This window comes from Saccharibacillus sacchari DSM 19268 (assembly GCF_000585395.1).
Lineage (GTDB): Bacteria > Bacillota > Bacilli > Paenibacillales > Paenibacillaceae > Saccharibacillus > Saccharibacillus sacchari.
Genome location: NZ_KK073875.1, coordinates 35363 through 61677 on the forward strand (window position 1 = coordinate 35363; position 26315 = coordinate 61677).

At 52.1% G+C, this 26315-nt stretch carries 20 protein-coding genes; all 20 read right to left on the minus strand.

Features of this window, described 5'->3' with window-relative positions:
* Positions 1-85 precede the first annotated feature (85 nt).
* The 20 genes from SACSAC_RS00140 to SACSAC_RS00235 all read right to left on the minus strand — a co-directional run bounded on the left by SACSAC_RS00140 (position 86) and on the right by SACSAC_RS00235 (position 26195).
* Entirely contained in the window at positions 86-883 is a 798-nt protein-coding gene (locus SACSAC_RS00140; protein WP_156950920.1) for a TIGR00282 family metallophosphoesterase, read from the minus strand.
* Positions 884-1009: 126 nt separating this feature from the next.
* On the minus strand, positions 1010-2554 hold the full coding sequence (rny, locus tag SACSAC_RS00145; protein ID WP_037282207.1) for a ribonuclease Y: 1545 nt from the start codon (positions 2552-2554) through the stop codon (positions 1010-1012).
* A gap of 315 nt (positions 2555-2869) precedes the next feature.
* On the minus strand, positions 2870-3661 hold the full coding sequence (locus tag SACSAC_RS00150) for a regulatory protein RecX (protein WP_037282210.1): 792 nt from the start codon (positions 3659-3661) through the stop codon (positions 2870-2872).
* Between the two features lie 108 nt (positions 3662-3769).
* Positions 3770-4831, minus strand: coding sequence for a recombinase RecA (recA, locus tag SACSAC_RS00155; RefSeq protein ID WP_037291665.1), 1062 nt, complete (start codon positions 4829-4831; stop codon positions 3770-3772).
* 286 nt (positions 4832-5117) lie between these two features.
* Complete coding sequence (locus SACSAC_RS00160; RefSeq protein WP_037282213.1) at positions 5118-6383, minus strand: competence/damage-inducible protein A; 1266 nt, start codon at positions 6381-6383, stop codon at positions 5118-5120.
* Between the two features lie 64 nt (positions 6384-6447).
* A complete protein-coding gene (gene pgsA, locus SACSAC_RS00165) occupies positions 6448-7023 on the minus strand; it encodes a CDP-diacylglycerol--glycerol-3-phosphate 3-phosphatidyltransferase (RefSeq protein WP_037282217.1) in 576 nt (191 codons plus the stop codon).
* A 194-nt stretch (positions 7024-7217) separates the two neighbouring features.
* Positions 7218-7709, minus strand: coding sequence for a YajQ family cyclic di-GMP-binding protein (locus SACSAC_RS00170; RefSeq protein WP_037282220.1), 492 nt, complete (start codon positions 7707-7709; stop codon positions 7218-7220).
* 88 nt (positions 7710-7797) lie between these two features.
* Complete coding sequence (locus tag SACSAC_RS00175) at positions 7798-8880, minus strand: helix-turn-helix domain-containing protein (RefSeq protein WP_037282222.1); 1083 nt, start codon at positions 8878-8880, stop codon at positions 7798-7800.
* A gap of 62 nt (positions 8881-8942) precedes the next feature.
* Positions 8943-9710: a YmfK family protein gene (locus tag SACSAC_RS00180; protein ID WP_037282224.1), complete on the minus strand. Its 768-nt coding sequence runs from the start codon at positions 9708-9710 to the stop codon at positions 8943-8945.
* Positions 9711-9876: 166 nt separating this feature from the next.
* Complete coding sequence (gene ymfI, locus SACSAC_RS00185) at positions 9877-10650, minus strand: elongation factor P 5-aminopentanone reductase (protein ID WP_037282227.1); 774 nt, start codon at positions 10648-10650, stop codon at positions 9877-9879.
* Entirely contained in the window at positions 10650-11930 is a 1281-nt protein-coding gene (yfmH, locus tag SACSAC_RS00190) for an EF-P 5-aminopentanol modification-associated protein YfmH (protein WP_037282230.1), read from the minus strand. Before yfmH ends, ymfI begins: the two co-directional genes overlap by 1 nt.
* Before the next feature lie 2 nt (positions 11931-11932).
* Complete coding sequence (gene yfmF, locus SACSAC_RS00195) at positions 11933-13219, minus strand: EF-P 5-aminopentanol modification-associated protein YfmF (RefSeq protein WP_037282233.1); 1287 nt, start codon at positions 13217-13219, stop codon at positions 11933-11935.
* A 226-nt stretch (positions 13220-13445) separates the two neighbouring features.
* Positions 13446-16112, minus strand: a complete 2667-nt coding sequence (locus SACSAC_RS00200; RefSeq protein WP_051507435.1) for an FtsK/SpoIIIE family DNA translocase — start codon at positions 16110-16112, stop codon at positions 13446-13448.
* A 384-nt stretch (positions 16113-16496) separates the two neighbouring features.
* Positions 16497-18179 carry a ribonuclease J gene (locus SACSAC_RS00205; protein ID WP_037282241.1) on the minus strand — a complete coding sequence of 561 codons (1683 nt, stop codon included), beginning with the start codon at positions 18177-18179 and terminating at the stop codon, positions 16497-16499.
* A 611-nt stretch (positions 18180-18790) separates the two neighbouring features.
* Positions 18791-19675, minus strand: coding sequence for a 4-hydroxy-tetrahydrodipicolinate synthase (gene dapA, locus SACSAC_RS00210; RefSeq protein ID WP_037282244.1), 885 nt, complete (start codon positions 19673-19675; stop codon positions 18791-18793).
* Between the two features lie 53 nt (positions 19676-19728).
* Positions 19729-20949, minus strand: coding sequence for an aspartate kinase (gene dapG / locus SACSAC_RS00215; protein WP_037282248.1), 1221 nt, complete (start codon positions 20947-20949; stop codon positions 19729-19731).
* A 15-nt stretch (positions 20950-20964) separates the two neighbouring features.
* Positions 20965-22008, minus strand: a complete 1044-nt coding sequence (locus SACSAC_RS00220; protein WP_037282251.1) for an aspartate-semialdehyde dehydrogenase — start codon at positions 22006-22008, stop codon at positions 20965-20967.
* A gap of 181 nt (positions 22009-22189) precedes the next feature.
* Positions 22190-22636: a dUTP diphosphatase gene (dut, locus tag SACSAC_RS00225; RefSeq protein ID WP_211251325.1), complete on the minus strand. Its 447-nt coding sequence runs from the start codon at positions 22634-22636 to the stop codon at positions 22190-22192.
* On the minus strand, positions 22614-23879 hold the full coding sequence (locus tag SACSAC_RS00230; RefSeq protein ID WP_037282256.1) for a M16 family metallopeptidase: 1266 nt from the start codon (positions 23877-23879) through the stop codon (positions 22614-22616). Before SACSAC_RS00230 ends, dut begins: the two co-directional genes overlap by 23 nt.
* Before the next feature lie 213 nt (positions 23880-24092).
* Complete coding sequence (locus tag SACSAC_RS00235; protein WP_037282258.1) at positions 24093-26195, minus strand: polyribonucleotide nucleotidyltransferase; 2103 nt, start codon at positions 26193-26195, stop codon at positions 24093-24095.
* Positions 26196-26315: the final 120 nt, after the last annotated feature.

A 26315-nucleotide genomic window follows, 5' to 3' on the forward strand; every position in this document is an offset into this window, starting at 1 on the left:
TATTCGCGGCACTTCCGTAAAATCCTTCTTTTTCGAGGTCGAACGACAAAATATTACGAGTATTTATAAAAAAACCTGCAAAACGCTATTCCATTCTCCATTCGTCTTCCATAATGCGAATTTTTTCAATCTTCCGAGCACGTCCTGTATCTTCATCGATGTCCACGTACACGCCGTGGAAATGCCATTTTCCTTCTTCATCGACGTTAAATCTCGAAGGCAGTTGGGTTTTAAAACGATACAGCACTCCTTCTTGCTGCATCCCGAGAATTCCGTCACGGGGGCCAACCATGCCTGCATCCGTCAAATAAGCTGTTCCGCCCGGCAGAATTCGATCATCGTTGCTTTGTACATGGGTATGCGTACCGACCACGAGGGAAGCGCGGCCGTCCAAATGCCAACCCATCGCAATCTTTTCCGAAGTGGCTTCGGCATGGAAGTCGACCAGGATACATTTATGTTTGCGACGAAGCTCGTCCACGATCTCGTCAGCAGCTCGGAACGGGCAATCGATCGCCGGCAGGAAAGTGCGCCCTTGCAGATTAACAAGCGCAAGCTCTTTCCCCCCTGCTTTGACCACGGTATAGCCGCGTCCCGGTGTTCCAGGCGGGAAATTGGCCGGGCGAACCATACGAGGCTCATCATCGATGAATTCAAAAATGTCCTTGTTATCCCAGGTATGATTACCCATCGTAATGCCGTGCACGCCTTGTTCGAAAAGCTGTCTGGCAATCGCATGGGTAATGCCTCGACCCGCCGCCGCATTCTCGCCGTTGGCAATGACGATATGCGGATTATACTTGGACTTCAGATAAGGCAAAGTTTCTTTGACCGCGCGGCGGCCCGGGCTTCCAACGATATCGCCGATAAAAATCAATTTCATGAACATTCTCCCTCTCTATGCAAGCAAGAAGAAACGGCTGCCCCGTCCCGTGAAGGAAAAGCAGCCGTTTCTCTCGTTTTTGAACTGCGCATTGCGAATGGCTGGGTAACCGCGGGCATTGCCGTGTTACTTCGCGTATTCGACTGCTCGCGTTTCACGAATGACGGTGACTTTGATATGACCCGGATAATCCAGTTCATTCTCGATCTTCTTCGTGATATCACGTGCCAGCTTGAAGCTTTCGGCATCACCGATGCGGTCAGGCTGCACCATTACGCGCACTTCGCGCCCTGCCTGAATGGCAAAAGACTTTTCGACGCCTTCGAACGACTCGGAAATCTCTTCCAGCTTTTCGAGTCTGCGAATGTAGGTCTCCAAGGTCTCGCGACGTGCTCCCGGTCTTGCCGCAGACAATGCGTCTGCTGCTCCGACCAGCATGGCGATAATCGAAGTCGCTTCTGTATCGCCGTGGTGGGATGCGATGCTGTTGATCACCACAGGATGCTCTTTGTATTTTTTGGCAAGCTCGACGCCGATTTCGACGTGCGAACCTTCCACTTCATGGTCAAGCGCTTTGCCGATGTCATGCAGCAGGCCGGCACGTCTTGCGAGCGTAACGTCCTGACCCAGTTCTCCGGCCATCAGGCCGGCCAAGTAAGCAACCTCCATCGAGTGCTTGAGCACGTTCTGTCCGTAACTGGTACGGAAACGCAGCCGACCCAGAATCTTGATCAGATCCGGATGCAAGCCGTGCGCGCCGACTTCGAACGTTGCTTGTTCGCCATATTCGCGAATACGCTCGTCGACTTCTTTGCGCGATTTCTCGACCATTTCCTCGATCCGTGCCGGGTGAATACGTCCGTCGGCAACAAGCTTTTCGAGTGCCGTACGTGCGATTTCTCGACGAATCGGATCGAAACCGGACAAGATCACGGCTTCCGGCGTATCGTCGATGATGAGGTCAATCCCCGTCAACGTCTCCAGCGCGCGGATGTTGCGACCTTCACGGCCGATAATGCGGCCCTTCATTTCCTCATTAGGCAGAGTCACGACAGACACCGTCGTCTCGGCGACATGGTCTGCAGCACAACGCTGAATCGAGAGCGAAATGATTTCTCTGGCTTTGCGATCCGCTTCCTCTTTGGCTTGCGTCTCGATGTCTTTCATCATCTGCGCGGCTTCGTGGCGAGTTTCTTGTTCCACGCTGCTCAAAATGATGGTTCTTGCGTCGTCGGTCGTCAGGTTGGAAATACGCTCCAACTCGGCCAACTGCTGCGCAAGCGTTTTTTCGATCTGTTGCTTGGTTTCTTCAATGCGTTTCTCTTTGTTCGCCACCTGTTCTTCTTTGCGTTCCAGCGATTCCAATTTTTTATCCAGCGACTCTTCTTTCTGCAACAATCGTCTCTCTAGTCGTTGATTTTCATTCCGACGTTCACGAATGTCTTTTTCAGCTTCGGTTCTGATCCGGTGCACTTCGTCTTTCGCTTCCAGAACCGTTTCTTTTTTCAGTGCCTCCGCGTCTTTTTTCGCATTTTCTACGATTTTTTCCGCGGCTTGCTCGGCACTGGAAATCTTAGCTTCAGCAAGAGATTTGCGAATAAAATATCCGATCAGGAACCCTAAGAATAAGGCTACGACTCCAACGAGAATCGCGACCCAGAAACTTTCCATTTCTGCTCACCTCCTCGTTGATTCCTCCAAGGTATTCCTCGGGATAAAACATTCGGTTTTCATACCCTCATTCGTCCATTCAAGGTCCAGCCCAAGGCTGTTCCCATAAGGCAAGACGGCTTAACGAACACCGGCTGCCGAGCCCGACTTTTGCAAGCGGGGGAGAGTCGATTAGGCAGAAGCGACGGCTGACGAAAGCGCATTTTTGGAAGGAAAAAGGCTTTCGCTCCGAACACGTTCCTCATTTATTGTAGTCTTCGTCAAAAGTTGTTGTCAAGCTATTGCCAAATTTGCTTGGTCCGCACTTTCCCATGTTCAATCGAATTCAGTTCCCAACCCTTCGGAGTCCTCTCCTTCGCTGCTCAATACGTGGTCCAATGCTTTACGAGCGATATCGCTGGAAAAGCCTCTCCGCATGATAAAAGCAGCAGTTTTACGTTTGCGATCCCACAGTTCTCCCTTGGTTGTACGCCACTTTTTTGCAGCCAGTTCTTCGGCACTTCGAAGCTCGGCGTCGTCTCCCATCGCTTCTAACGCATCGTCAATCAGTTCGGGATCGATGCCTTTGCGCCGAAGTTCCTGTTTAACTACGACTTTGCCTTTTTTCTTCCCGTTAATACGCTGCCTTGTCCATTCCTGCGCATAAAAGGCATCGTCAATCAGTTTTTCGTCCACCAGGCGTTTAACGGTAGCAGCAACGGCTTCCGGATCCAGTTCTTTCTCAAGCAGTTTTTGTTCAATCTCGCCGGAGGTACGCGGCTTAAAGCTTAAATAATTCAATGCCTGCGAGTAAGCCACTTGCTGCTCATTGTCTTGCACGATCTCTTGCACGGCATCTTTATCAAAAAAACTGCCTTTCGTCATTCCGTAACGAATCATGGTTGATTCATGCACGGTAACATAATGCGGACCGAAATAAATGCGATAGCTATTCACCGGACGCCTCAGCAATTCAACCAGTGTAACCTCCTGCGATTCATCTTCCGGAAAATCGCCGAAATGATTCAGGCGCTCTTCACGACGCGCTTTTTTGTTTTCTTCCTCTTCCGTGGACTCGCTTTGTTTATAATTACGACGATTGCCGTAGCTTCTTTTCCCGAATGCCATGTTATCCCTCTTTTCATTCGTGTAAAATAATCAAACCAAATAAAGCGCCCCAAGCCACAAAAGGCCGGGGCGCTTAAATCTATTCGGCAATAAGCCTTCAAAAGACGACTATTCCAGTTCCAGCAGCTCTTGCTCTTCCTGTTCTTCAGCCTTTTTGTCAGCTTCTGTCGGAGGCTCAATCGCCGTTGTCAGATTACTCGCTTCGCGAATCTTGGTTTCGATCGCGAACGCAATGTCTTTATGCTCTTTGAGGAATTGCTTGGCGTTCTCGCGGCCTTGACCCAAACGTTCGCCGGAATACGAGTACCAGGCACCGCTTTTTTCAACGATGTCCATGTCTGTACCCATATCAATCAGGCTGCCTTCTTTCGAGATGCCTTCGCCGTACATGATATCCACTTCCGCTTGTTTAAACGGAGGCGCGACTTTGTTTTTTACAACTTTGATACGAGTACGGTTACCCACTACATCATTACCCATTTTGATGGATTCGATGCGGCGTACATCCAGACGTACGCTGGAATAGAATTTCAAAGCGCGGCCACCTGGCGTTGTTTCCGGGTTACCAAACATTACGCCGATTTTCTCGCGCAATTGGTTGATGAAGATCGCAATCGTGTTCGACTTGCTGATTGCGCCGGACAATTTACGCAATGCCTGCGACATCAGACGAGCTTGCAGACCTACGTGCGAATCACCCATCTCGCCTTCGATTTCCGCTTTTGGTACGAGTGCCGCTACGGAGTCGATAACGATGATGTCAACCGCGCCGCTGCGAACGAGCGCTTCAGCGATTTCCAAGCCTTGTTCGCCCGTATCAGGTTGCGAAAGCAGAAGTTCATCCACGTTAACGCCCAGCTTACGTGCGTATTTCGGATCAAGGGCGTGTTCGGCATCGATAAACGCTGCTTGTCCGCCTGCTTTTTGAACTTCCGCTACCGAGTGAAGGGCAACCGTTGTTTTACCCGAAGATTCCGGTCCGTAAATTTCGATGATACGGCCACGCGGCATGCCGCCCGTTCCCAAAGCCACGTCCAGCGAGATCGAGCCGGTAGGCACGACTTCAACGTTCATATGCGTGGATTCCCCAAGCTTCATGATGGAACCCTTACCGAATTGTTTCTCTATTTGGCGAAGCGCCATATCAAGCGCAGCACGACGATCTGACAATATATCCACACCCTTATCTTCATAGTATTTTTCGTATTCGTTACAGCTTTTCCATACATCTATCATACCGCTTTTGAACGGGTTTGCCAAGCATTTTTCGAACATATATTCGTATTTTTTCAAGAACGACGAATGTTCGCTTATTATCCTTAATCCTTTGAAACAAGAAGCAAAAAAGCCCCCCATTCCACAAAAAAACCGCGGGCAATCTGTGGTATCGCCGCGGTTCTTCCGTACCCTTATTATACCAAAGCCCGCATGCGGGGTCAAACGCCGTGCCCTTTGTTTAGCCTTGTTTCTCCGCCTGTACCAATCGTCTCCATAAGCGGTAAAGCAGCGTTTTTGTCGAACGCTTGCGTATCGTTTCCCGATTGCCTTTGATGCGGAGTTCGAACACTTCCGTTTTACCGCCCTTTTCGGCTATCCCGATATACACGAGTCCCACCGGCTTGCGTTCGGAATAACCCGGGCCGGCCACGCCGGTGACGGACAGGCCGAAATCCGCATCCGCGATCATCCGTACCTGTTCCGCCAAAACGACTGCCACTTCTTCGCTGACCGCTCCCGGCGCATCCGTGCCTTCCAAGTAATCATGAGGCACGTTCAGCAACTTTTCCTTCATTTCATTGGAATAGCAAACAATTCCGCCGCGAAGCATTGCTGCGCTGCCCGGAATCGTCGTCAGGCTCTGCATCACCATACCGCCCGTGCAGCTCTCCGCGGCGCTGACGGTCAGTCCCATGTCCGCCATCATCTTGACGATCGTCTCTTCGATGGGAACATCTTCGCTCGCATACATATGCTCGGATAACCGGCTTTGAATCTGAACCTCCAATGCAGTGAGCCTTACGTTGGCTTCCTGGATGTTTTCCGCCTTGGTGGATAGGCGAATAGCGACCTCGCCTTCTTTGGCGTAGGGAGCGATTGTAGGGTCGGTCTGCGCATCGATTAGATCAAGCAGCTTGTCTTCCAATGCCGATTCGCCGATTCCCGCGAATTTCAGGATACGCGAGTAGATCGGCATCTCGCCGGTCAATACCTGATGCAGCAACCAAGACTTGGCTTGATCCGCGAACATCGGTTTCAATTCGCTCGGAGGACCTGGAAGAACGATATAATGGTGCGAATCGGAACTGATCGCGACTCCCACCGCAAGCCCCGTAGCATTCGGCAGCGGCGTGCAGCCGTCGATCACAAGCGCCTGGCGTTTATTGTTCTCCGTCATGGGAACGCCCCGGTCGGCAAAAAATTCCGTAAGCTTATCCATGGCCGGACGGTCCGTGCGCAATTCGCGTCCAAGCACCTCAGCGATCGCGTCTTTGGTCAAATCATCTTGAGTCGGCCCGATTCCGCCAGAGAAAACAAGCACGTCCGCGCGCCCTTGAGCCTGTCGAATCGCTTCTTTCAGGCGCTCTTTGTTGTCGCCGACAACCGTTTGAAAATAAACATCAATACCGATCGCCGCCAATTCCTGAGAGAGATACTGCGCATTCGTATTTACGATTTGCCCAAGCAAAAGTTCAGTTCCTACTGCGATGATTTCTGCTTTCATAATAGGTCACACTCCAGTGTAAAAGATTGGCTTCTACCAAATATAGGGACTTTTGCGTCGGATCCTATTTCAACAATCGACGGTTACGAACAAAATAATCAACGCCCGTGTAAGCAGTAACGATCACGGCTGCCCAAGCAAAAATGTCCGCAGCCGGAATTCCCCACATTTCAAACGGAAGATTATTCAGCAGCAACAAAGAAATCGCAACGATTTGCAATACTGTTTTGATCTTTCCTCCTGCACCGGCTGCCATGACCGAACCGTCCAGCAAGGCAATTTGGCGAAGGCCGGTTACGGCAAACTCGCGGCTGATGATGACAATCGCCATCCATGCGGCAAGCTTATCCATTTGAACCAGTGAAATAAACGCCGCGGAGACAAGAAGTTTGTCTGCGAGCGGGTCCATCAACTTGCCCAGATTCGTGACCAGGTTACGGCTGCGTGCAATGTAACCGTCGATCCCGTCGGTACACGATGCAATGATGAAGATGATGCAGGCAATCAACTGCCCCCAGCCCAGTTCGACTCCCCCCCATACAAGCGGTTCCGGCAGAAACGGTAAATCTACCAGAAGAAATACCATCATGATCGGGATCATAAAAATTCGACTTAGCGTGATACGATTGGGAAGATTCATTGGTTATCCATTCCTTCCGATCGGGTCTGTGCCCGACATTCTAATTATATGTACCCCCGTAAACGCTCTAAAAGCACGAAGACATGCCGTTACAAGTATAATATCCGAAACTTTTGGTGTCAAAACGCTTGCTGGCTAAAACAAAACACCCTCCGCATTCCGAAAGGAAAACGAAGGGTGCCGATACTTTGTATTTACTTGAAGTTGGTGAATTGCAATTCGATCGACAGGTCGGCTTCGCGCAGCAGCTTCATGACGGCCTGCAGATCATCTCTGCTTTTCGAAGTTACGCGGATTTGGTCGCCTTGGATTTGACTTTTGACTTTCAACTTCGAGTCGCGAATCAATGTATTGATCTTTTTGGAGTTATCGGACTCGATGCCGGATTTTAATCCCATTTTTTGACGAACCGTATTCAAAGACGCCGATTCGACTTTACCGAAATCGAGGTTTTTGAAAGGTACGCCGCGTTTGATCATTTTGGATTGGAGAATATCGATAACCGCTCCCAATTTATATTCGTCATCCGAAATGATCGTCAACGAATCTTTTTCCAATTCAAAACTGGTCTTGGTATTTTTGAAGTCAAAGCGGCTCGTAATTTCGCGCTCTGCCTGATCGATTGCGTTTTTGAGTTCTTGCATATCCATTTTGGATACGATGTCCATTGAGCTTTCCGAAGCCATGGGTCCTCTTCCTTCCCGAAGTCGCATTATTTTGAAACAACCTGCGGAGGGCTCGCGCTAGCACGAACCCTCCGGTGCATACCTTAATTTAATTAACCAAATTAACTTTGAAGCGCGAAGTGGTTTTTCCATCCGTGATCGGTTGACCGTCGATCCGAATATCCGTTACCGGCGAGTACCCGGACTTGATGTACAGCCCTTGCGCGTCCATATCGAACGTCAAAGCTTCGCCTTCCTGCGTATTCTGATAATACAGTTTCTCCCCGCTTGTGCTGCCGCGGTAAACTTCCAACCAACTCATGCCGCTCGCGTTGATCGTAACTTTGACCGTTCCGCCTTGCGCAGGCTGCGCATTAAAGACCGTCGTTTTGCCTTCTTGTCCGGCAGGCGTCACGACCGTGGATCCGCTGGTGTTCGGTGCGGTACCCGTATCTTCCGTGCCTTCTTCTCCCGTTTGCCCGGCTTCGTCGGTTCCCGGCGCGGCAGGATCCGTTCCTTCGGCCGTTCCCGTTTCGGTTCCTTCGGTTGGCGGCGTCGTGTTGTCCGCAGGAGGCGTCGCCGTTTCCGTGCCGTCAGCCGGAGGGGTTGTGGCATCGGTACCTTCCGGCGTATCCGTGCCCGGAGTCTGAACGCCGCCGCCGGTCGTGCCCGGATCAGCCGCTTCTTCTCCAGCTGGCTCGGTCGTCGAATTGTCGGCCGGCTGCTGCGCTGTCGTTTCTTCACCCGTACCTGCGGTTTCCGGAGCGTCTTTCGTGTTATTGAAATAGACAATGCCCACGATCAGCAAAATCAAAATCGGGAATGTCCACATCAGCGCGGTCGAAAGGCCTTTGCTGCCTTCGCCCCGGCTTCCGCCGCTGCGTGCCGGTCCTCCGCCAGCCGAAGTCCGGGCGGAGCGTTTAGTCAACACAGGCTCCATCACGTTTTCAGGCTCGGCTGCCGGTACGTCCTTAGGATGATTTTGCAGCAGCAGCTCCGGATCAAGATCTACGGCTTCCGCATAGGTTTTGATAAAGGCTCGTACATAGAAGCTCCCGGGCAGAACTTTGAAGTCCCCCTGCTCGATCGCCTCCAAATAGCGTTTACGGATTTTGGTCATTTCCTGTACGTCTTCAAGCGACAGCCCTTTTTGCATACGGGCGTCTTTTAACTGTTGTCCCAGATCGGACATTCCGTTCATCCCCCCTCGTTGTATTCAAAACCGTCCGGATAGCCGGATACGGTTCAGATTCCCTAGATGTCGTCGGTATAACTCGTAGCGAACGTATCATAAACGATCTCTTCGTCCGGCGTGCTGCGCAGTTCGATAATCATGTCAAACTGGGCATAGTCGTAATCCGACTCGCGCATGAAAATATCCGGGTGCTCGATCACTTTCGTGCAAGGCATCGCCATGATTTCATTCAGTAATTGGTAATGCTTCTCGTTCGAACGAATAGTGCTTACAATGCCGTCGATGATAAATACATTGTTGGGATTCATCTCGTCTTCGGACATCTGGCTGCGCACCGTTTGACGCAGCAGCGTCGAGGATACGAACGTCCAATGCTTCATCGCGCATACGCTGCCGGCAATGATCGATTCGGTTTTTCCGACCCGGGGCATCCCGCGCAGACCGATCACCTGATTGCCTTCCCGCTTGAACAACTCGCCCAGAAAATCAACCAGCAGGCCGAGTTCGTCGCGCGTAAAACGGAATGTCTTGCGATCATCCGAGTCGCGATCGATGTATCGGCCGTGGCGCACCGCCAAAATGTCGACAAGTTTCGGCGGACGGAGCGCCGTCACCGTCACGCTGTCGACCTTCTTCAACATATCGCCGAGCAGTTGAATCTTCTCGTCGTCCGTCGTCTCCAGCAGCATCCCGCGGGTACGGCCTTCAACGCCGTTGATGGTGATGATATTGACTTCCAGCATCCCCAGAATCGACGCAATGTCCCCGAGAAGACCCGGACGATTCTTATGTATGCGATATTCCATATACCATTGTTTGGTTTCCATGATCCATCTCTCTTCCGTGTCACGCGCAATTTTGAACCCTGAATCCAGGTTAAGGCTAACCCTTCAACCTTCGTCTAATGATATTAAAAATGCCGTTTAAACGCAAGAAACAGATTCTTAATCTTTATGAGCGTCCATAAATCCAGCAATAGACGAAGATTTTCGCTCAGGTGATCCAACCGCCGTTCGGGCTTAAAATCTGTCCCGTCATGTACCCGCATTCCGGCAAAGCAAGGAAATGTACCGTTTCCGCAATATCGCGCGGTTCTGCCAAACGACCTACCGGAATTTCTTCTGCCAACGCGTTCAATTCCTCGGCCGATAAAGTATCCAGCATTGCTGTTCGTACGGCTCCCGGAGCCACCGCATTTACCGAAACGCCCGACAGGGCGAGTTCTTTGGCAAGCGCCTTGGTAAAGGCGTTGATTCCCCCTTTTGCTGTAGAATAGATGACTTCGCAAGACGCGCCGCTGAGGCCCCATACGGATGACATATTGATGATTCGCCCGTATTTGCCCGATACCATCGCATCCATAAAAGCCTGACAGCATAAAAAGGTTCCTTTGAGATTCACGTTCATCACATGATCCCATTCTTCGTCCGTTACGTCCTGGAGCATCCCGTAATGCGCGACGCCAGCGTTGTTGACCAGCACATTCGGCACAAAGCCCTCTGCTTTCAATTCATCACGCATCCGCAGCACTTCAGCACGCTTGCTTATGTCTGCCCGTGCAGTCCATACTTGAGCGGCTCCAAGCGAGATACACCGATCAGCAACTGAACGAACGGCTTCTTCAGACGTTGAATAATGCAGCGCGATCCGGCAACCGTCCAGCGCAAATCGCTCCGCGATCGCCGAACCGATACCGCCGGAAGCTCCGGTAACGAGCACGCAGGAATCGGACGGCTTTCGCCGTCCTTTTTTCTCCGCGTCCTCCATCATGCGCCGCGCACGATGGATACCGCGTGGCGATCCCAACGAATATGTTCGCGAAGGCGGGCATTAACCTCGTCCAGCGTCATGTTTTCATAGAGTTCCAGCACCGTAAACAGATCGCCGCCCGCAAACTTGTAACGGGTGAACTCGTGCGCAATGTTTTCGGGCGAATTGAGCATGCGCAGGTAACCGCCGATTTTCTTTTTGCGCGCGCGTTCGAAAGCTTTCTCGTCAAAGCCGGTCTCCGCCAGCTTAGCCGCTTCTTCGCGAATGCGTTCGATCAACAGATCCGGATCGCGCGTATCGCCGCCGATCACGGAGAACGCATACTCCGGCGTTGCGCGGAAATCACCGCCGAAACCGTCCGTGATCAAAGCCTCTTCGTACAGCTTTTGATACAGCGGCGTACTGTTTCCGAGCAGCAGATCAAGCATCACTTCCGTCGTCAGATCCAGCTTGACCAGCTCCGTTCCGCTTACCTTCGGCGCCGGGTCTTTGAACCCGAACAAGCACTTGGGCAGCGATACCGGAAGATTCAACTCTTTGCGCTCTTGGGACACTTGTTCCGGTTCCGGGTCGAAGAAACGTTCGATTTCGGCTTGCGAACCGTAATTTTTTGCATCCTGATTGCGTTTGACCTGCTCGATTACCTTCTGGGGATCAACGCCGCCTACGACAAACAGCAGCATGTTGCTCGGATGGTAAAACGTATTGTAGCAGGCATACAGCGTTTCCTTGGAGATTTCACTGATCGATTCGACCGTGCCCGCAATGTCGATATGGACGGGATGCACGCTGTACAGCGCTTCGATCAACCCGTAATACACGCGCCAATCCGGATTATCCTGATACATCTGGATTTCCTGGCCGATGATGCCTTTTTCCTTTTCCACATTTTCGTCGGTGAAATACGGGTTTTGCACGAAATTGATCAGCGTTTCCAGGTTTTCTTCGATCTTTTCGGTCGCCGAGAATAGGTAAACCGTCTGATCGAAACTCGTAAAAGCGTTAGACGAAGCCCCTTGCGTCGAAAATTTCAGGAAAACGTCGCCGTCCGGTTCTTCAAAGACTTTATGCTCCAAAAAGTGGGCGATACCGTCCGGTACACGATGCTCTTCCTGCCCGGCCACCCGGAATCGGTTATCGACCGATCCGTAGTTCGTCGAAAACGTCGCGTACGTCTTCTGGAAACCTTCCTTCGGCAGCACGTAGACGCCGAGCCCGTTATCCAGTTTTTCATAATACAAAGTTTCTTGCAGATGCTCGTAGACAATGCGCTCCATCGTTATTCCCCCTCTTTTCCGGTCAAAAAGTAAATGGTGTCGAGTCGGAAATTCTGTGCCGCTTCGGCTACCTGCTGCGTCGTCATGCTCTCCACTTGCTCGATCAACTCGGACACCGCGCGTTCCCGTCCCGACAGACGTCCTCCGAAGTCATGATGAATCATCTGGAAAGCGGAATCGCGAATTTCGCGCAGATCGTTACCCAACATCGCTTGAGTTTGGCTCAGTTCCGTTTCCGTGATTTCGCCGGCTTTCATCGCGTCGAGCTGCACGCGGATGATGTCGAGCGCGCGGTCGTAGTTGCCGATTTCGATACCCGATTGAATCGTGCCGAACGCCTTATGCGGCTCGTATTGCGACGACGCATAGTAGGCCAGGCTCGCTTTTTCGCGCACGTTTTGGAACAGCTTGGAGTGCGGGTATCCGCCCAGTACACCGTTATATACCAGTGCTGCCGCGTAACGGTCGTCCGCATAATCGATCGAGGTCTTGAACCCGATGTTCAATTTGCCTTGCGAGACGTCCATCACTTCTTTGACGATATGCGGATTGCCGACCCCTTCGTTTTTCTCGCTTCCGGCGTAGGTGTATGGGGAATGTCCCGGTCCGGCTACGTCGAAATGCTTATGCACGATGCTCCGTACTTCATCCAATGTCGTGTCGCCTACCACATAAAGATCCAGCGAAGCTTCCGACAACCATTTGCGGTAAGAGTCATGCAGTACTGCCGCGTCGAGATTTTCCAGCGCTTCGCGTTTGCCGAGAGCGTTCAAGCGATAGGATTCGCCCGCGAACATCTCCTCCACGCAGCGCACGCCTGCATAACGGGCTTTGTTGTTGATGATCGCGTCGAGCTTTTTGCGTACGTTATCGCGTTCGGCATCAACGAATTTAGGCTTGAACACGCCATTTTCCAAAGCAGGTCGGGTAAGCGTCTCGCCGAGGAATGCCAGCGAACTCTCCAAAAGCGGCTCATCCGTGCTTACGAAAGCGTCATTAATCGTATCCATACGGAACTGCACGATCTGACTGCCGTCTCTTTTGTATACATCAAAGCCGAATCCGGCTCCGTACAGCTCTTCCAAACGCTCGCGGAACAAGATCGTCTCCGGGTAAGAAGCGTTGCCCCGGCGCAGCACAAAAGGTGTCAGCGCAATCGGCGTTACGGTTTCTTCCTGAAGCGGGGCTCCGGCATATAAGGAAACGGCGAACGTTTTGAAGCTCTTGGTCGGCAATACATGGATACGAATCCGACCTTCTGCTGCCCGTTCAAATCCTGGGGTACTCATCATTATCACTCCTTAGACTTTTGGCGAATTCCGCTCGAATATTTGATGCCCATTGACTCTTTAACCATTCTTGACTATTTTATACTACCGCGAAGAGCGGAATCAACTTATGAGGGGCGCGAAGCAACGAACATCGGTGAAAAGGAATCATTGAACGGATAAAAAAAGACTTCGACGCTGCGAAGGAAATCGGGTTCCTTTTGCAGACATCGAAATCTTTTCTTTGTTACGAATTTGCCGCTGCGCGACTCGCCTGGAGCTGTTCGATCGAAATCAGCACCTCACGCGGCTTGCTGCCCTCGTACGGGCCGACGATACCGCGGGCTTCCATCGAGTCGACCAAACGCGCGGCGCGCGTGTAGCCGACTCTCATGCGCCGCTGAAGCAATGAGACGGAGGCTTGCTTGGCTTCCACCACGATTTGTACCGCCTGATCATACAAATCGTCTAACACTTCTTCCGGTTCAGCGGCGTTGTCGTCGATTTCCGGAACCAGATCCGTATCGTACTCCGCTTCCGCTTGTCCGCTGCAATAAGCCACGATCTCTTCCACTTCGTTATCGCTTAAGAAAGCGCCTTGCACCCGGACCGGCTTCGACGCGCCCATCGGCATAAACAGCATATCGCCGCGGCCGAGCAGTTTTTCCGCGCCGCCCATATCGAGGATCGTGCGCGAGTCGACCTGCGAGGATACGCCGAAAGCGATCCGGGACGGGATATTCGCTTTGATGACTCCCGTGATGACATCGACCGACGGTCGCTGCGTCGCGATGATCAAGTGAATCCCTGCTGCACGCGCCATTTGAGCAAGACGGGCGATCGCGTCTTCCACATCGCCGGCTGCAACCATCATCAAGTCCGCCAACTCGTCGACGATGACTACGATATACGGGAGAACGGCGGATGGATTGTCTTTCATCAGCGTGTTATAGCCTTCGATATTGCGCGTTGACGATTTGGAGAAAAGTTCGTACCTTTTTTCCATCTCGACCACGATTTTTTTCAAAGCAAGCGATGCCCGTTTAGGATCAGTGACGACCGGTGCAAGCAGATGCGGAATCCCGTTATAAATATTCAACTCGACCATTTTGGGATCGACCATCAGGAACTTGACTTCGTCCGGCTTCGCTTTGTACAAGATGCTGGCGATAATGCCGTTGATGCAAACCGACTTACCCGAACCGGTTGCCCCGGCCACCAGCAAATGGGGCATCCGGGCAAGGTTGCCGACAATCGTCTGACCGGAAATGTCTCGGCCGAACGCTACGGTGAGCTTCGAAGGCGCATCGGCGAACACGGAGGTGTCCATGACTTCGCGCATGGTGACCATCGAAACTTCGTTGTTCGGCACTTCAATCCCGATCGCCGACTTGCCCGGAATCGGAGCTTCCATCCGAATGTCTTTGGCCGCGAGCGCCAACGCGATATCATCGGTCAGACCGACGACTCGGCTGACTTTCACGCCGACGTCGGGCTGGATCTCGTAGCGGGTAACGGCCGGACCGCGCACTACTTCCAGCACGCGCGCCCGGACGCCGAAGCTTTCGAGCGTCGTTTCCAGCTTATGCGCCGTCTGCATATAATCCGCTTGATTGGCTGATGCGTTCTCGTCTTCTTTCGGCAAGGCAAGCAATTTCAGCGGCGGCAGCTTATACGGCTTGGGCGGCGGCTTGATCGGGGCTTCCGCAAGCTCGCCGGCTGTCGCCGGAATCGACGGGTCTCCTTCGGGAAGCACGGCTTCTGCACCGACTGAGGAAGCTGCTTCTATAGGATTGATAACGCCATCGGCAACCATTGGATTTGCGGCCGAACTCGACAGCGCTATCGATTCTACAAAATCATCGGCGTCATCGTCTACCGTTAATGTCGAACCCTGATCAGACTCGGCTGTACGAGACTTCTCGGATCGGATATGTTCGAAGAAATCACGAATAATCGGGCCTTGTCGATCTCGATCGGGCAAAGCCTCGCTTGGAGCAGCAGTTGAATCAGGCTGAATTTCACTCGGTTCAACTGAAGTTTTTAAAGCTTCATTCGTTTGTCGTTCTTTCAGCTCGCTAGGTACCCGGTAAACGCCCGTAATTTTAAAACCTTCGCGCTGCGGCAAATCTTCCTGTTCTTCCGATTCTGCTGCAAGCTTTTTCTTTCGACCTCTCAAAACTCCAGTAAGGTTACGGTTTGCTTCTTCCGCTTCCTCTCCCTCGGACTTCGAAAAGGCAGCGAGGCGTTTCTCTTCAGCTTCCGCTTTTTCTTTTGCCCGAATTTCAGCTTTCTTTTCCGCTTCGATCTTGCGCTGCTGCGCAACTTGCCGTTCTTCCTTCAGACGCTCTCCGGCGGAACGCGCGGCTTCACCTGCTTTGCGACGAATCATATTCATCAAGTCGACGTACGACATCTGCGTGATCAGCATAACACCGATAATCAGCAGCACTCCTGAAGCCAACTTCGCTCCCGTCATGCCGACCATCAGATACAAAAGAGACAGGAGCAATGCTCCGAAGTACCCTCCGCCAATCGGTCTTAAAAAGGGAGTGATCTGGCTCATTTCCGCGTTCGGCGCAATTAGGGAGCGGTGCAGATCTCCTTGTGCAGCAGACAAAATCCCGCCCGCGCTCATCTGTCCTTCCAGTTCGATATGACTCTGCGCTTCGCCGATCGAAAGCATGAGCACGCCGGCCAGGGAAACCAACAACAGGCCCGACTTGCGCGCACTCCATCCGTAAGGCAATCCTCGTCGAATCATGAGATATAATCCGGTATAAATACCGAGCACAGGAATCACCGCATAAGCTTTTCCCAACACTAATCCAAAACCTGCGGACAGCAGTTGACCGATAAAAGCTTGTCCCGACAACCCGATCACCGATAACGTAATCAGCACAATGCCGTAAATTTCGTATTTAAGGGCGCTTGCAAGCGAACCCGGTTTCTTTTTTTTGTTTTTTGTTGATGTTGTGCGGCTGCCGCTAGAACGGGCTTTGCTGCTGCCAGTCCTGGTCCCCGTACTTTTTTTCTGAGCCACTTCGATCCCCCCCGGCTTTGACACACTCTTCCCATAATAGCACATAAGTTCGCCAAAAGGCAGAGAAAAACCTTCTTCTATAATCGACTTCCATAAGCTTGTTGGATCTCATGTATGATGCGACAAATCGTTGGTTTAGATTCGAACGCCTGCTTCTTATCCAGTCGATCCTATGTAAGATTTTTCGCGCATAAAAAAACGGCGACGTTGCAAAATATTTCGCAACGTCGCCTAAGTTAAGCTTTGAAATTTTGATTAAACTTCCATAATGATCGGCAGGATCATCGGACGACGACGCGTTTGGTCGAACAGGAAGCGTCCCAGCGAATCTTTGACGCCCGATTTGAGCGAAGCCCATTCGTTGACGTTTTCGCTCATCAGACGTTGCAGCGTGCTGGTCACGACGCGATTTGCTTCATCCAGCAGTCCTTCCGATTCGCGCACGTACACGAAACCGCGCGAGATGATGTCCGGACCGGAAACGATGCGTCCGTCCTGCTTGCTGAGCGTAACCACGACAACGAGAATGCCGTCTTGCGACAACAGTTTGCGGTCGCGCAGCACGATATTGCCCACATCGCCGACACCCAATCCGTCGATCAAAACGTTGCCGGAAGGTACTTTGCCTGCTTTGCGCGCTTCGCCGTTCTGGATTTCAACGACATCCCCGATATCCACCAGGAAGATATTATCCGGTTCGACGCCGACGGATTCACCCAGTTGCGCGTGCTTGCGCAGCATGCGGTATTCGCCGTGGATCGGGATAAAGAATTTCGGACGCATCAGGTTCAGCATCAGCTTCAGTTCTTCTTGGGAACCGTGACCGGATACGTGAACGCCTTTGTTCGATCCGCTGTAGATGACTTCCGCACCCAAACGGAATAGAGCATCGATTGTGCGGCCGACGTATTTTTCGTTGCCCGGTACCGGCGTTGCCGCGATGATAACGGTATCGCCTGGCAAAATGTCCACTTTACGGTGCGTGGAACGCGCCATGCGGCTGAGTGCCGACATCGGTTCGCCTTGGCTGCCCGTGCAAAGAATCGCCACGCGGTCCGCGCCGATGCGGTTGATTTCTTCCGGCTCGATGATCATGCCTTCCGGAATCTCCAGATAGCCGAGTTCCGAAGCAATCGCCACCACGTTAACCATGCTGCGGCCGATGACGACGATTTTACGATCTGTCGCGATTGCGGCATTTACGACCTGCTGAATCCGGTGCACGTTGGAAGCGAACGTCGCCACAACGACGCGTTGGCGAGCTTTACGGAAGATATCTTCCAGTACGACGCCTACGCTGCGCTCCGAAGGCGTGAATCCAGGCTTCTCGGCATTCGTGCTGTCCGACAGCAGGGCGAGTACGCCTTTTTGGCCGATTTCCGCCATGCGTTGCAGATCAGCGAACTGATCATTAACCGGCGTATGGTCGAACTTAAAGTCGCCTGTATGAACCACGTTGCCTTCCGGCGTTTCGATGCATACCCCGACGGAGTCCGGAATGCTATGGTTGGTTTTGAAGAACGTGGCGGTCAGCGAGCTGCCCAGCTTCAGTTCCGAATCTGCGTTGATCAAAATGCGCTTAGTTTCGCCAAGCAGGTTTGCTTCGCGGAGTTTGTTTTCGATCAGGCCAAGCGTGAGTTTTGTTGCATACAAAGGCACGTTCAAATGTTTCATTACGTAAGGCAGACCGCCGATATGGTCTTCGTGTCCGTGCGTAATGATGATCGCTTTTACTTTATCGCGATTTTCCGTCAGATAGCTGATATCCGGAATAACAAGGTCAATGCCGAGCATATCCTCTTCCGGGAATTTCAAGCCTGCATCGATGACAACGATATCATCTTCATATTGCACGACATACATATTTTTACCAATTTCGCCGACGCCGCCAAGAGCGAAGATACTTAACTTCTCCGCATTATTATTTTTCTTTGCCAAGATAGGTAAACCTCCTAATAAAGTCATAGTCTATTTGTTTTATAAAAGTTGGACGTTTGCTATTTTTCCGGTTTTTGGCATAGCTCGAACAAGGACTTTCATCGTTGATGATTCGAGAGGGCTTTTTGTACGCAAAAGCCGCTCGATATCATCCGATCAAGCCGATGCACGAACCTCCGTCAAATATGGTTCGTGTTGTTTTTCTATAACCCGCACCCAGTCACTTGCGTCCATTATACATGAATGAAAACCCAAAATACAAGTCGAAAGCCCTGTCATTCCCTCTTCGGGGGCGGGAAGCGAGAAGACTGCGAGAGAAATTCGTTTCGGTCGCGTGTTGAAATCGAGAAAATGGATTGAAACTTTGATTGGTTTTTCTCGATTTCAAAGGCGATCGCTATCGCTCCTACACTGAATTTCTCTCTCCGTCTTCTCGCTTCTAGTTACTTTTGATATTATCGACACTTTAAGGCTTAAGGCTTTCTTCGAAAAGCATTCAATTCTACTGAATTACCCCCTCTTCCATCCGCTCTACTCGGAGACCTATCTTCCTCAATAAAAAAAGCGCCGTTTCCGTGAGGAAACAGCGCTTTGCTTACACCATAAGCCTTTTAAGCAAAATCGGCCATAAAGTGTTGAATATAACTCTTTTCGTCCTCTGTTGCGTCGACGAGCGGCAAGCGGACTCCGCCGACTTGCAGGCCGCGAAGCGTTAAAGCGTACTTGATCGCGACCGGATTGGGTACCGGGTGCGGGCAAGCGAACAGTCCTTTGAATACGGGCAGCAGCGAGTGGTAGATGCGTGTTGCTTCGCCGGCGTTGCCGCCCGCGTGCGCGGTGAGCATCTCGCTCATTTTCGCGCCGACTACGTGACTGGCTACGCTGACGATGCCGTAGGCGCCGACAGATAATGCGGGCAGCGAAGCAGCGTCGTCTCCCGAATAAATCCGGAAGCCTTCGGGTGCGTTTGCAGCGATGTACGCAACCTGATCCATCGAAGCGCATTCTTTGACCGCTACGACGTTAGGCAGCTGCGCAAGACGCAATGTCGTCGCTCCTTCGAGGTTCGAAGCTGTACGGCTTGGCACATTGTATAACATGACCGGAAGCGAAGTCGCCTGTGCGATCGCGGAAAAGTGCGCGTACAATCCAGCCTGATTAGGTCGGTTGTAATACGGCACGACCAGAAGCAAGCCATCTGCTCCGGCGCGTTCCGCCGCTTGCGACAGCTCGATACTGTGATGCGTATCGTTGCTGCCCGTTCCGGCGATGATCTTACAGCGTCCCGCCGCATGGCGGACCGAGACTTCAAGAAGCTGGATCTTTTCTTCATCCGTCAACGTAGGCGATTCGCCCGTCGTGCCGAACACGACGATCGACTCCGTACGCTGCTGTTCAATCAACATATCGATCAGCGCGGGAACTTGGTCCCACGCGACTTCCCCTTGCTTGTCGAAAGGAGTGACCATGGCAGTTATCAAACGTCCGAACTCCATTTTCCATTCGCCCCTTTTTCCTGCGTCAAGATCTCTCTATCTGCTTTTAAAAATTAACGGTGCAGTTCAAAACGGGTATGCAGCGCTTTGAGCGCTTTAACCATATCGTCTTTTTTCACCAACACCCAAATGGTCGTATTCGAGTCTGCCGACTGCAAAATTTGTACGTTTTGCAGCGTCAGTGCTTCTACGATATGCGACATGATGCCCGGCACGCCGTTAATCCCTCCGCCGATCACGGACACTTTCGCACAACCGTTCAACGCGCGCGGCTCATAACCGATTCCCCGCAGCGCGGTTAATGCACGCTCCGCCTCCGAATCGAATACCGTGTAGACGGCACCGACCGGCGTAACGTTGATAAAGTCGACGCTGATTGCATTTTCGGCCATCGCTTTGAATACGTTCAACGACAGCTGGCCGCTAGGGTCCGGCTGTTCGACCGTAATTTGCGTCACCCCGTTTACATATGCGATCCCGGTTACAAAGCGATCAATCACGCCGGCCGACACATCGGCAAAATTCTCCGGATGCGTGACGAGCGTGCCTTCCTCTTCCGAAAACGTCGAGCGAACCCGAACCGGAATTTGCGCTTGCATGGCAATTTCCACGGCGCGAGGATGAATAACCTTCGCCCCCTGGTAAGCCATATTGCAGATCTCGGTATAACTCACCACTTCGAGCGGCTTGGCATCTTCGACCAAGCGCGGATCGGCGGTCAGAATGCCGTTTACATCCGTATAGATATCGACGATCTCCGCATGAAGGGCAGCGCCGAGCGCCGTTGCCGACGTATCGCTGCCGCCCCGTCCCAGCGTCGTCAGATCGCCGTATTCGTTTTGTCCTTGGAACCCGGTCACGATGACCACGCTATGATCCTGCAATTCGCGCAGGATTCGCTCCGGACGCATCTCCAAAATCCGCGCGTTGCCGAAGTGGCTGTCCGTCATGAATCCGGCTTGCGCTCCCGTCAAGACGGTTGCGTCAATGCCTTCCTGGTGCAAAATACCGCAAAGCGTAGCTGCAGAGATAATCTCCCCGCAGCCCATGAGCAGATCTTTTTCCTTGGCAGGCAGCGACTTCCCGCTTGTGGAAGCCGCCCATCCCAACAAGGTGTCGGTCGCATAAGGATCGCCGCTGCGTCCCATAGCGGATACGACGACTACCAGCTGATAGCCGGCAGCCAACTCGCGCTGAACATGACGGACGACGTGCGCTCTCGCTTCTTCCGAAGAGAGCGACGTTCCGCCGAATTTCTGAACCCGAATAGCCATGTTCTCTTCCTTTCGTTAAGCCTGCTGTGAACGTGCCGCGATAATTTCTGCGATCTGCACCGCATTCCATGCCGCGCCTTTAAGCAGATTGTCCGAGACGATCCACAAGTTCAGGCCGGTCGGCGAATCGAGATCGCGACGCAAACGACCGACAAACACATCGTTTTTGCCCGCAGCATCGGTTGCAAGCGGATAAGCCTGATTGGCCGGATCGTCGACAACCGTGATGCCTGGTGCGTTTTCAAGCAGCGAACGCACTTCCTGCAAGTCGTATTCCGAACCCAGCTCCACATAAACCGATTCCGAGTGTCCGTATACGACCGGGATGCGCACGCAAGTCGCCGTGACTTGAATCGATTCGTCGCCCATGATTTTTTTCGTTTCGTTGATCATTTTCATTTCTTCGTAAGTAAAGCCGTTTTCCGTAAACTTATCGATCTGCGGAACCGCGTTGAAAGCGATCTGGTGCTTAACCGGAAGCGAAGCAACCGGCAGCACGTCAGGGTTTACAGGTTCTCCGTTCACAATGGCCTTGGTTTGACGGTTCAGCTCGGCAATCGCCTTCGCACCCGAACCGGACACCGCCTGATACGTCGAAACGATGATGCGTTTAAGGCCGTAGCGATCCTGGAGCGGCTTCAGCGCAGCAACCATCTGAATCGTCGAGCAGTTCGGGTTAGCGATGACGCCGTTATGCTCGAAGATTTTCTCCTCGTTTACTTCAGGGACAACGAGCGGTGCTGTCGGGTCCATACGGAATGCGCTCGTATTGTCGATGCATACCGTGCCGTGCTTGATTGCTTCCGGTATAAGAACTTTGCTGACGTCGCCGCCTGCGCTGAACAGCGCGATTTGCACGCCTTCAAAGCTCTCCGGCTTCGCTTCTTCAACCGTCACCTCTTCTCCCTTGAACTTGAGCTTGCTGCCTGCGCTTCTCGCGGAAGACAGCAGTTTCAGGGTCTTGATCGGGAAGTTGCGCTCTTCGAGCAATCTGAGGATTTGTTCACCGACGGCGCCGGTCGCACCGACTACGGCTACGTTAAACGTTTCATTCGACATCTGGCTTGTCTCTCCTTTATATGGGGCAAAATCGCTAAACATCAAGGTTTGCATTGTGAATATCATAGTTTGTATCCAAATAAAATGCAAGACGTTCACGTTTGATGTCAGCGCTGCAAAAGCGAAAAAAGCCCGCGGCTTCTTTACTGGAAAGAAGCCGCGGCTTCCCGCAAAAAAAGTTCTATTTGCCTGTATGACCAAAGCCGCCGGTTCCCCGAACCGTCTCCGACAACTCTTCGACTTCTGTCAATGCTGTCTCCGGAATTTCCTGGAACACCATCTGCGCAATCCGCTCGCCGCGAGCGATCGTGAACGGCTCTTGCCCCAGATTGATCAGCAGCACTTTGATCTCTCCGCGGTAATCCGCATCAATCGTTCCCGGCGAATTCAAACAAGTAATCCCATGCTTGAATGCCAGGCCGCTGCGCGGACGAATTTGGGCTTCGAGTCCGCCCGGCATGGCAATCGCGATACCGGTAGGCACGAGCGCGCGCTGCATCGGCGCCAGTACCATCGGCTCCAGAACAGCGGCTTGCAGGTCGTAACCCGCAGCAAGTTCCGTCATTTTACGCGGCAAAGCCAGATCTTCATTACCGGGAAATCGTTTAATTTGTACTAGATGGGACAAGTTCATCTCTCCTTAAAGCGTTAATCGCGCGATCGGAATTTCCGACCATGGCTACAGCGAACGGTTGGGCAAACAAATGATCAAGCGCAAGACGGACGTCTTTTTCCGTAACGGCTTCGACCTTGGCGATCGTCTCGTCGATACTCTCGTGACGTCCGAGCATCAGCTCGTTTTTGCCTAAGCGATTCATGCGGCTTCCGCTGCCTTCGAGTCCCATGATCAAGCTGCCTTTAAGCTGCTGTTTGCCTTTGAAAATCTCGGATTCGCTCAGCCCGTTACTTTGTATATCTTGCAGCACTTCACGCGTTAATTGCAGGACCTCCGCGGTTTGTTTCGGTGCGGTTCCCGCATAGATCGTGAAGTATCCGCTGTCGATATGGGCACTGTGGTACGAGTAAACGGAATACGCAAGCCCACGTTTCTCCCGAATCTCCTGGAACAGCTTCGAGCTCATGCCGCCGCCGATCGAGTTGTTAAGCAAAGCCATCGCATATTGACGCGGATCGTCATAACCGAACCCTTGGAAAGCCAAGCAAATATGATTTTGCTCGGTCTTCTTTTTCCGGTAAACAAGTCCGCCGTCGAAGGACGGAACCGTAATCGACTGCTCCTCGCCATGACGCTGAAATGATCCGAAATGCCGCTCGAGAAGCTCTCGAATATCGTCTCCGAGATTGCCTGCAATCGCTAAGATCGTATTGTTTATCGTGTAGCGCTCATTCATGAACCCCATTAAATCATCCGAAGACATAGCCTCCAGATGTTCCTGCGTACCCAGAATCGGCATCGCCAACGGATGGCCTTCGTATGCGGCTTCCACGATCAAATCATGCACCAGATCGTCAGGATCATCCAGATACATCGAGATTTCTTCGAAGATTACGTTCTTTTCGCGCGCCAGTTCTTCCGGATCGAACTTGGAATTGAAGAACATATCCGCCAATGTATCCATAGCGATCGGAAGATGCTCATCCAATACCTTGGCGTAATAGCTCGTATATTCTTTTGATGTAAAGGCATTGACATTGCCTCCGATCGCATCGAATTGCTCCGCGATCTCTCTTGCATTGTAACGGTCCGTGCCTTTGAACAACATGTGCTCGATAAAGTGCGAGATACCGTTATCGGCTTGCGTCTCGTTTCGAGATCCGTTCTTGACCCAGATGCCGAACGACACCGAGCGCGAACCCGGGATATGCTCGGCTACCACTCGCAGCCCGTTGCTCAACGTATATTTTTCCAAAGCGTTATTCCCTCCCGTACACTCGACCAATAGATATCGGTTCAAATAAACGTGCAAACTCTATCCTAGCAAATTTTCGCGTTGTACTCAACAAAGTTTGGACATCGGTATTTCCGTCGGTCGAAGTCATGTCCGCAAGACGAAGTATGCATAAAAAAAGAGCCAGAACATGATTCTGCCTCTTTTTTCGTTCATTTATAAAATGTTGTTGATTTAGGATTTAGCAGGAGCGTTGTTGCTCAGCAGAATCTTATGCGAAAGGTTAACGCGTCCTTGCGCATCGATCTCCGTAACTTTCACTTGAAGCTTGTCGCCAACGGCCACAACATCTTCGACTTTCGCTACGCGTTCCGCAGCAAGCTGCGAAATATGCACGAGGCCGTCTTTGCCAGGGATCAGTTCGACGAATGCGCCGAATTTTTCGATCCGGCGAACGGTACCTTCGTACACTTCGCCGACTACGACTTCGCGCACGATGTTCTGAATGATCTCGGAAGCTTTGTTGATCATGTCTTCGTCGTTGGAAGCAATAAATACGCGACCATCCTGCTCGATATCGATCTTGACGCCGGTTTCTTCAATGATCTTGTTGATGATCTTGCCGCCTGCACCGATTACATCGCGGATCTTATCCGGCTTGATGTTGATGATCGTGATCTTCGGTGCGTATTTCGACATTTTTTCTCTAGGCGTTTGAATGGCTTGAAGCATTTGCTCCAGGATGTGCATGCGGCCTTCGCGAGCTTGCGTCAGCGCTTCAGCCAGAATCTCGCGGCTGATGCCGTCGATTTTGATATCCATTTGGATCGCGGTTACGCCGGCTTTTGTCCCCGCAACTTTGAAGTCCATGTCGCCGAGGTGATCTTCCATGCCTTGGATGTCGGACAGGATCGACACATGGTCGCCATCCTTGATCAGACCCATCGCCACACCCGCAACCGGTGCTTTAAGCGGCACGCCTGCATCCATCATCGCCAGTGTGCTGGCACAGATGCTGGCTTGCGACGTGGAGCCGTTCGATTCCAGCACTTCGGAAACGAGACGGATTGTATATGGGAATTCGGTTTCCGAAGGAATAACTTTCATCAGTGCACGCTCGCCGAGCGCTCCGTGTCCGATTTCGCGGCGACCCGGCGCTCTGAGCGGACGAGCTTCGCCGACGCTGAACGGAGGGAAGTTGTAATGGTGCATAAAACGCTTGGTATCTTCCGGAGAAACGCCGTCAAGCGTTTGCGAATCGCCCAATACGCCCAGCGTACAGATGCTCAGCGCTTGCGTTTGTCCGCGCGTGAACAGACCCGAACCGTGAACGCGCGGCAGCAGCGCGACGTCGGAGCTGATCGGACGAATTTCGGCCAGACCGCGTCCGTCCGGGCGCACCTTGTCATGCGTAATCAGGCGGCGAACTTCTTCTTTTACGATATCGTGCAGAATTTCTTTGACGTCGTCCAATTTGTCCGGTGTTTCCAAATACAATTCGGAGAAGTGCGTGATTGCTTCTTCGCTTACCGCGTCGATCGCATCTTGACGTGCATGCTTTTCGGCAATGCGTACAGCTTCAACCAGACGCGATGCGGCAAAAGCACGTACCGCTTCGTTGACTTCAGCGTCTACGGCATGCAACTTCACTGCCATTTTCGGCTTGCCCGCTTTTTCGACGAGCTGCTCGATGCTGGCTACGATTTCTTTGACCGCGTCGTGGCCGAACATAATCGCTTCGAGCATGACTTCTTCCGGAACTTCGTTGCCTTCCGCCTCAACCATCATGATCGCGTCTTTTGTACCTGCAACCACGAGGTACAGATCGCTTGCTTCTTGCTGAGCCTGCGTCGGATTCACGACAAATTGACCGTCTACGCGTCCAACGGCTACGCCGCCGATCGGTCCGTCAAACGGAACATCGGAAATACTAAGCGCTGCGGAAGTTCCGATCATTGCCGCGATTTGCGGCTCGTTATCATGATCCACGCTCATTACGATATTTTGAATTTGCACGTCGTTACGGAAACCTTCCGGGAACAACGGACGAATCGGACGGTCAGTCAAACGGCTTGCCAAAATCGCTTTTTCGCTTGGACGTCCTTCACGTTTAATAAATCCGCCTGGAATTTTACCTACCGCGTACATTCTTTCTTCATAGTTCACGGTTAAAGGGAAAAAGTCGAGATCTTTAGGCTGGTTGGAGGCAGTCACGGTGCAGAGTACGACAGTTTCGCCGTAATGAACCATTACCGCTGCATTTGCTTGTTTGGCCAAACGACCGGTTTTCAGCGTAAGGGTACGTCCCCCAAGCTGCATTTCTACTTGCTGTTCCATGAAACTCCTCCTCGGATCGTCTTCGCTCATTCATTAAGTATAAAAAACAACCTGGCTGCTGCCGTCGGCTCCAAAAAAGACCATACGGTTCACAACCAGGCTGCTTGTGCAAAACTTTTT

Excerpts from the sequence above, each read along its gene's own strand:
- SACSAC_RS00140 (WP_156950920.1), bottom strand. The coding sequence starts at position 883 with ATGAAATTGATTTTTATCGGCGATATCGTTGGAAGCCCGGGCCGCCGC.
- rny (WP_037282207.1), bottom strand. The coding sequence starts at position 2,554 with ATGGAAAGTTTCTGGGTCGCGATTCTCGTTGGAGTCGTAGCCTTATTC.
- SACSAC_RS00150 (WP_037282210.1), bottom strand. The coding sequence starts at position 3,661 with ATGGCATTCGGGAAAAGAAGCTACGGCAATCGTCGTAATTATAAACAA.
- SACSAC_RS00160 (WP_037282213.1), bottom strand. The coding sequence starts at position 6,383 with ATGAAAGCAGAAATCATCGCAGTAGGAACTGAACTTTTGCTTGGGCAA.
- pgsA (WP_037282217.1), bottom strand. The coding sequence starts at position 7,023 with ATGAATCTTCCCAATCGTATCACGCTAAGTCGAATTTTTATGATCCCG.
- SACSAC_RS00170 (WP_037282220.1), bottom strand. The coding sequence starts at position 7,709 with ATGGCTTCGGAAAGCTCAATGGACATCGTATCCAAAATGGATATGCAA.
- SACSAC_RS00175 (WP_037282222.1), bottom strand. The coding sequence starts at position 8,880 with ATGTCCGATCTGGGACAACAGTTAAAAGACGCCCGTATGCAAAAAGGG.
- SACSAC_RS00180 (WP_037282224.1), bottom strand. The coding sequence starts at position 9,710 with ATGGAAACCAAACAATGGTATATGGAATATCGCATACATAAGAATCGT.
- ymfI (WP_037282227.1), bottom strand. The coding sequence starts at position 10,650 with ATGGAGGACGCGGAGAAAAAAGGACGGCGAAAGCCGTCCGATTCCTGC.
- yfmH (WP_037282230.1), bottom strand. The coding sequence starts at position 11,930 with ATGGAGCGCATTGTCTACGAGCATCTGCAAGAAACTTTGTATTATGAA.
- yfmF (WP_037282233.1), bottom strand. The coding sequence starts at position 13,219 with ATGAGTACCCCAGGATTTGAACGGGCAGCAGAAGGTCGGATTCGTATC.
- dapA (WP_037282244.1), bottom strand. The coding sequence starts at position 19,675 with ATGGAGTTCGGACGTTTGATAACTGCCATGGTCACTCCTTTCGACAAG.
- dapG (WP_037282248.1), bottom strand. The coding sequence starts at position 20,949 with ATGGCTATTCGGGTTCAGAAATTCGGCGGAACGTCGCTCTCTTCGGAA.
- SACSAC_RS00220 (WP_037282251.1), bottom strand. The coding sequence starts at position 22,008 with ATGTCGAATGAAACGTTTAACGTAGCCGTAGTCGGTGCGACCGGCGCC.
- SACSAC_RS00235 (WP_037282258.1), bottom strand. The coding sequence starts at position 26,195 with ATGGAACAGCAAGTAGAAATGCAGCTTGGGGGACGTACCCTTACGCTG.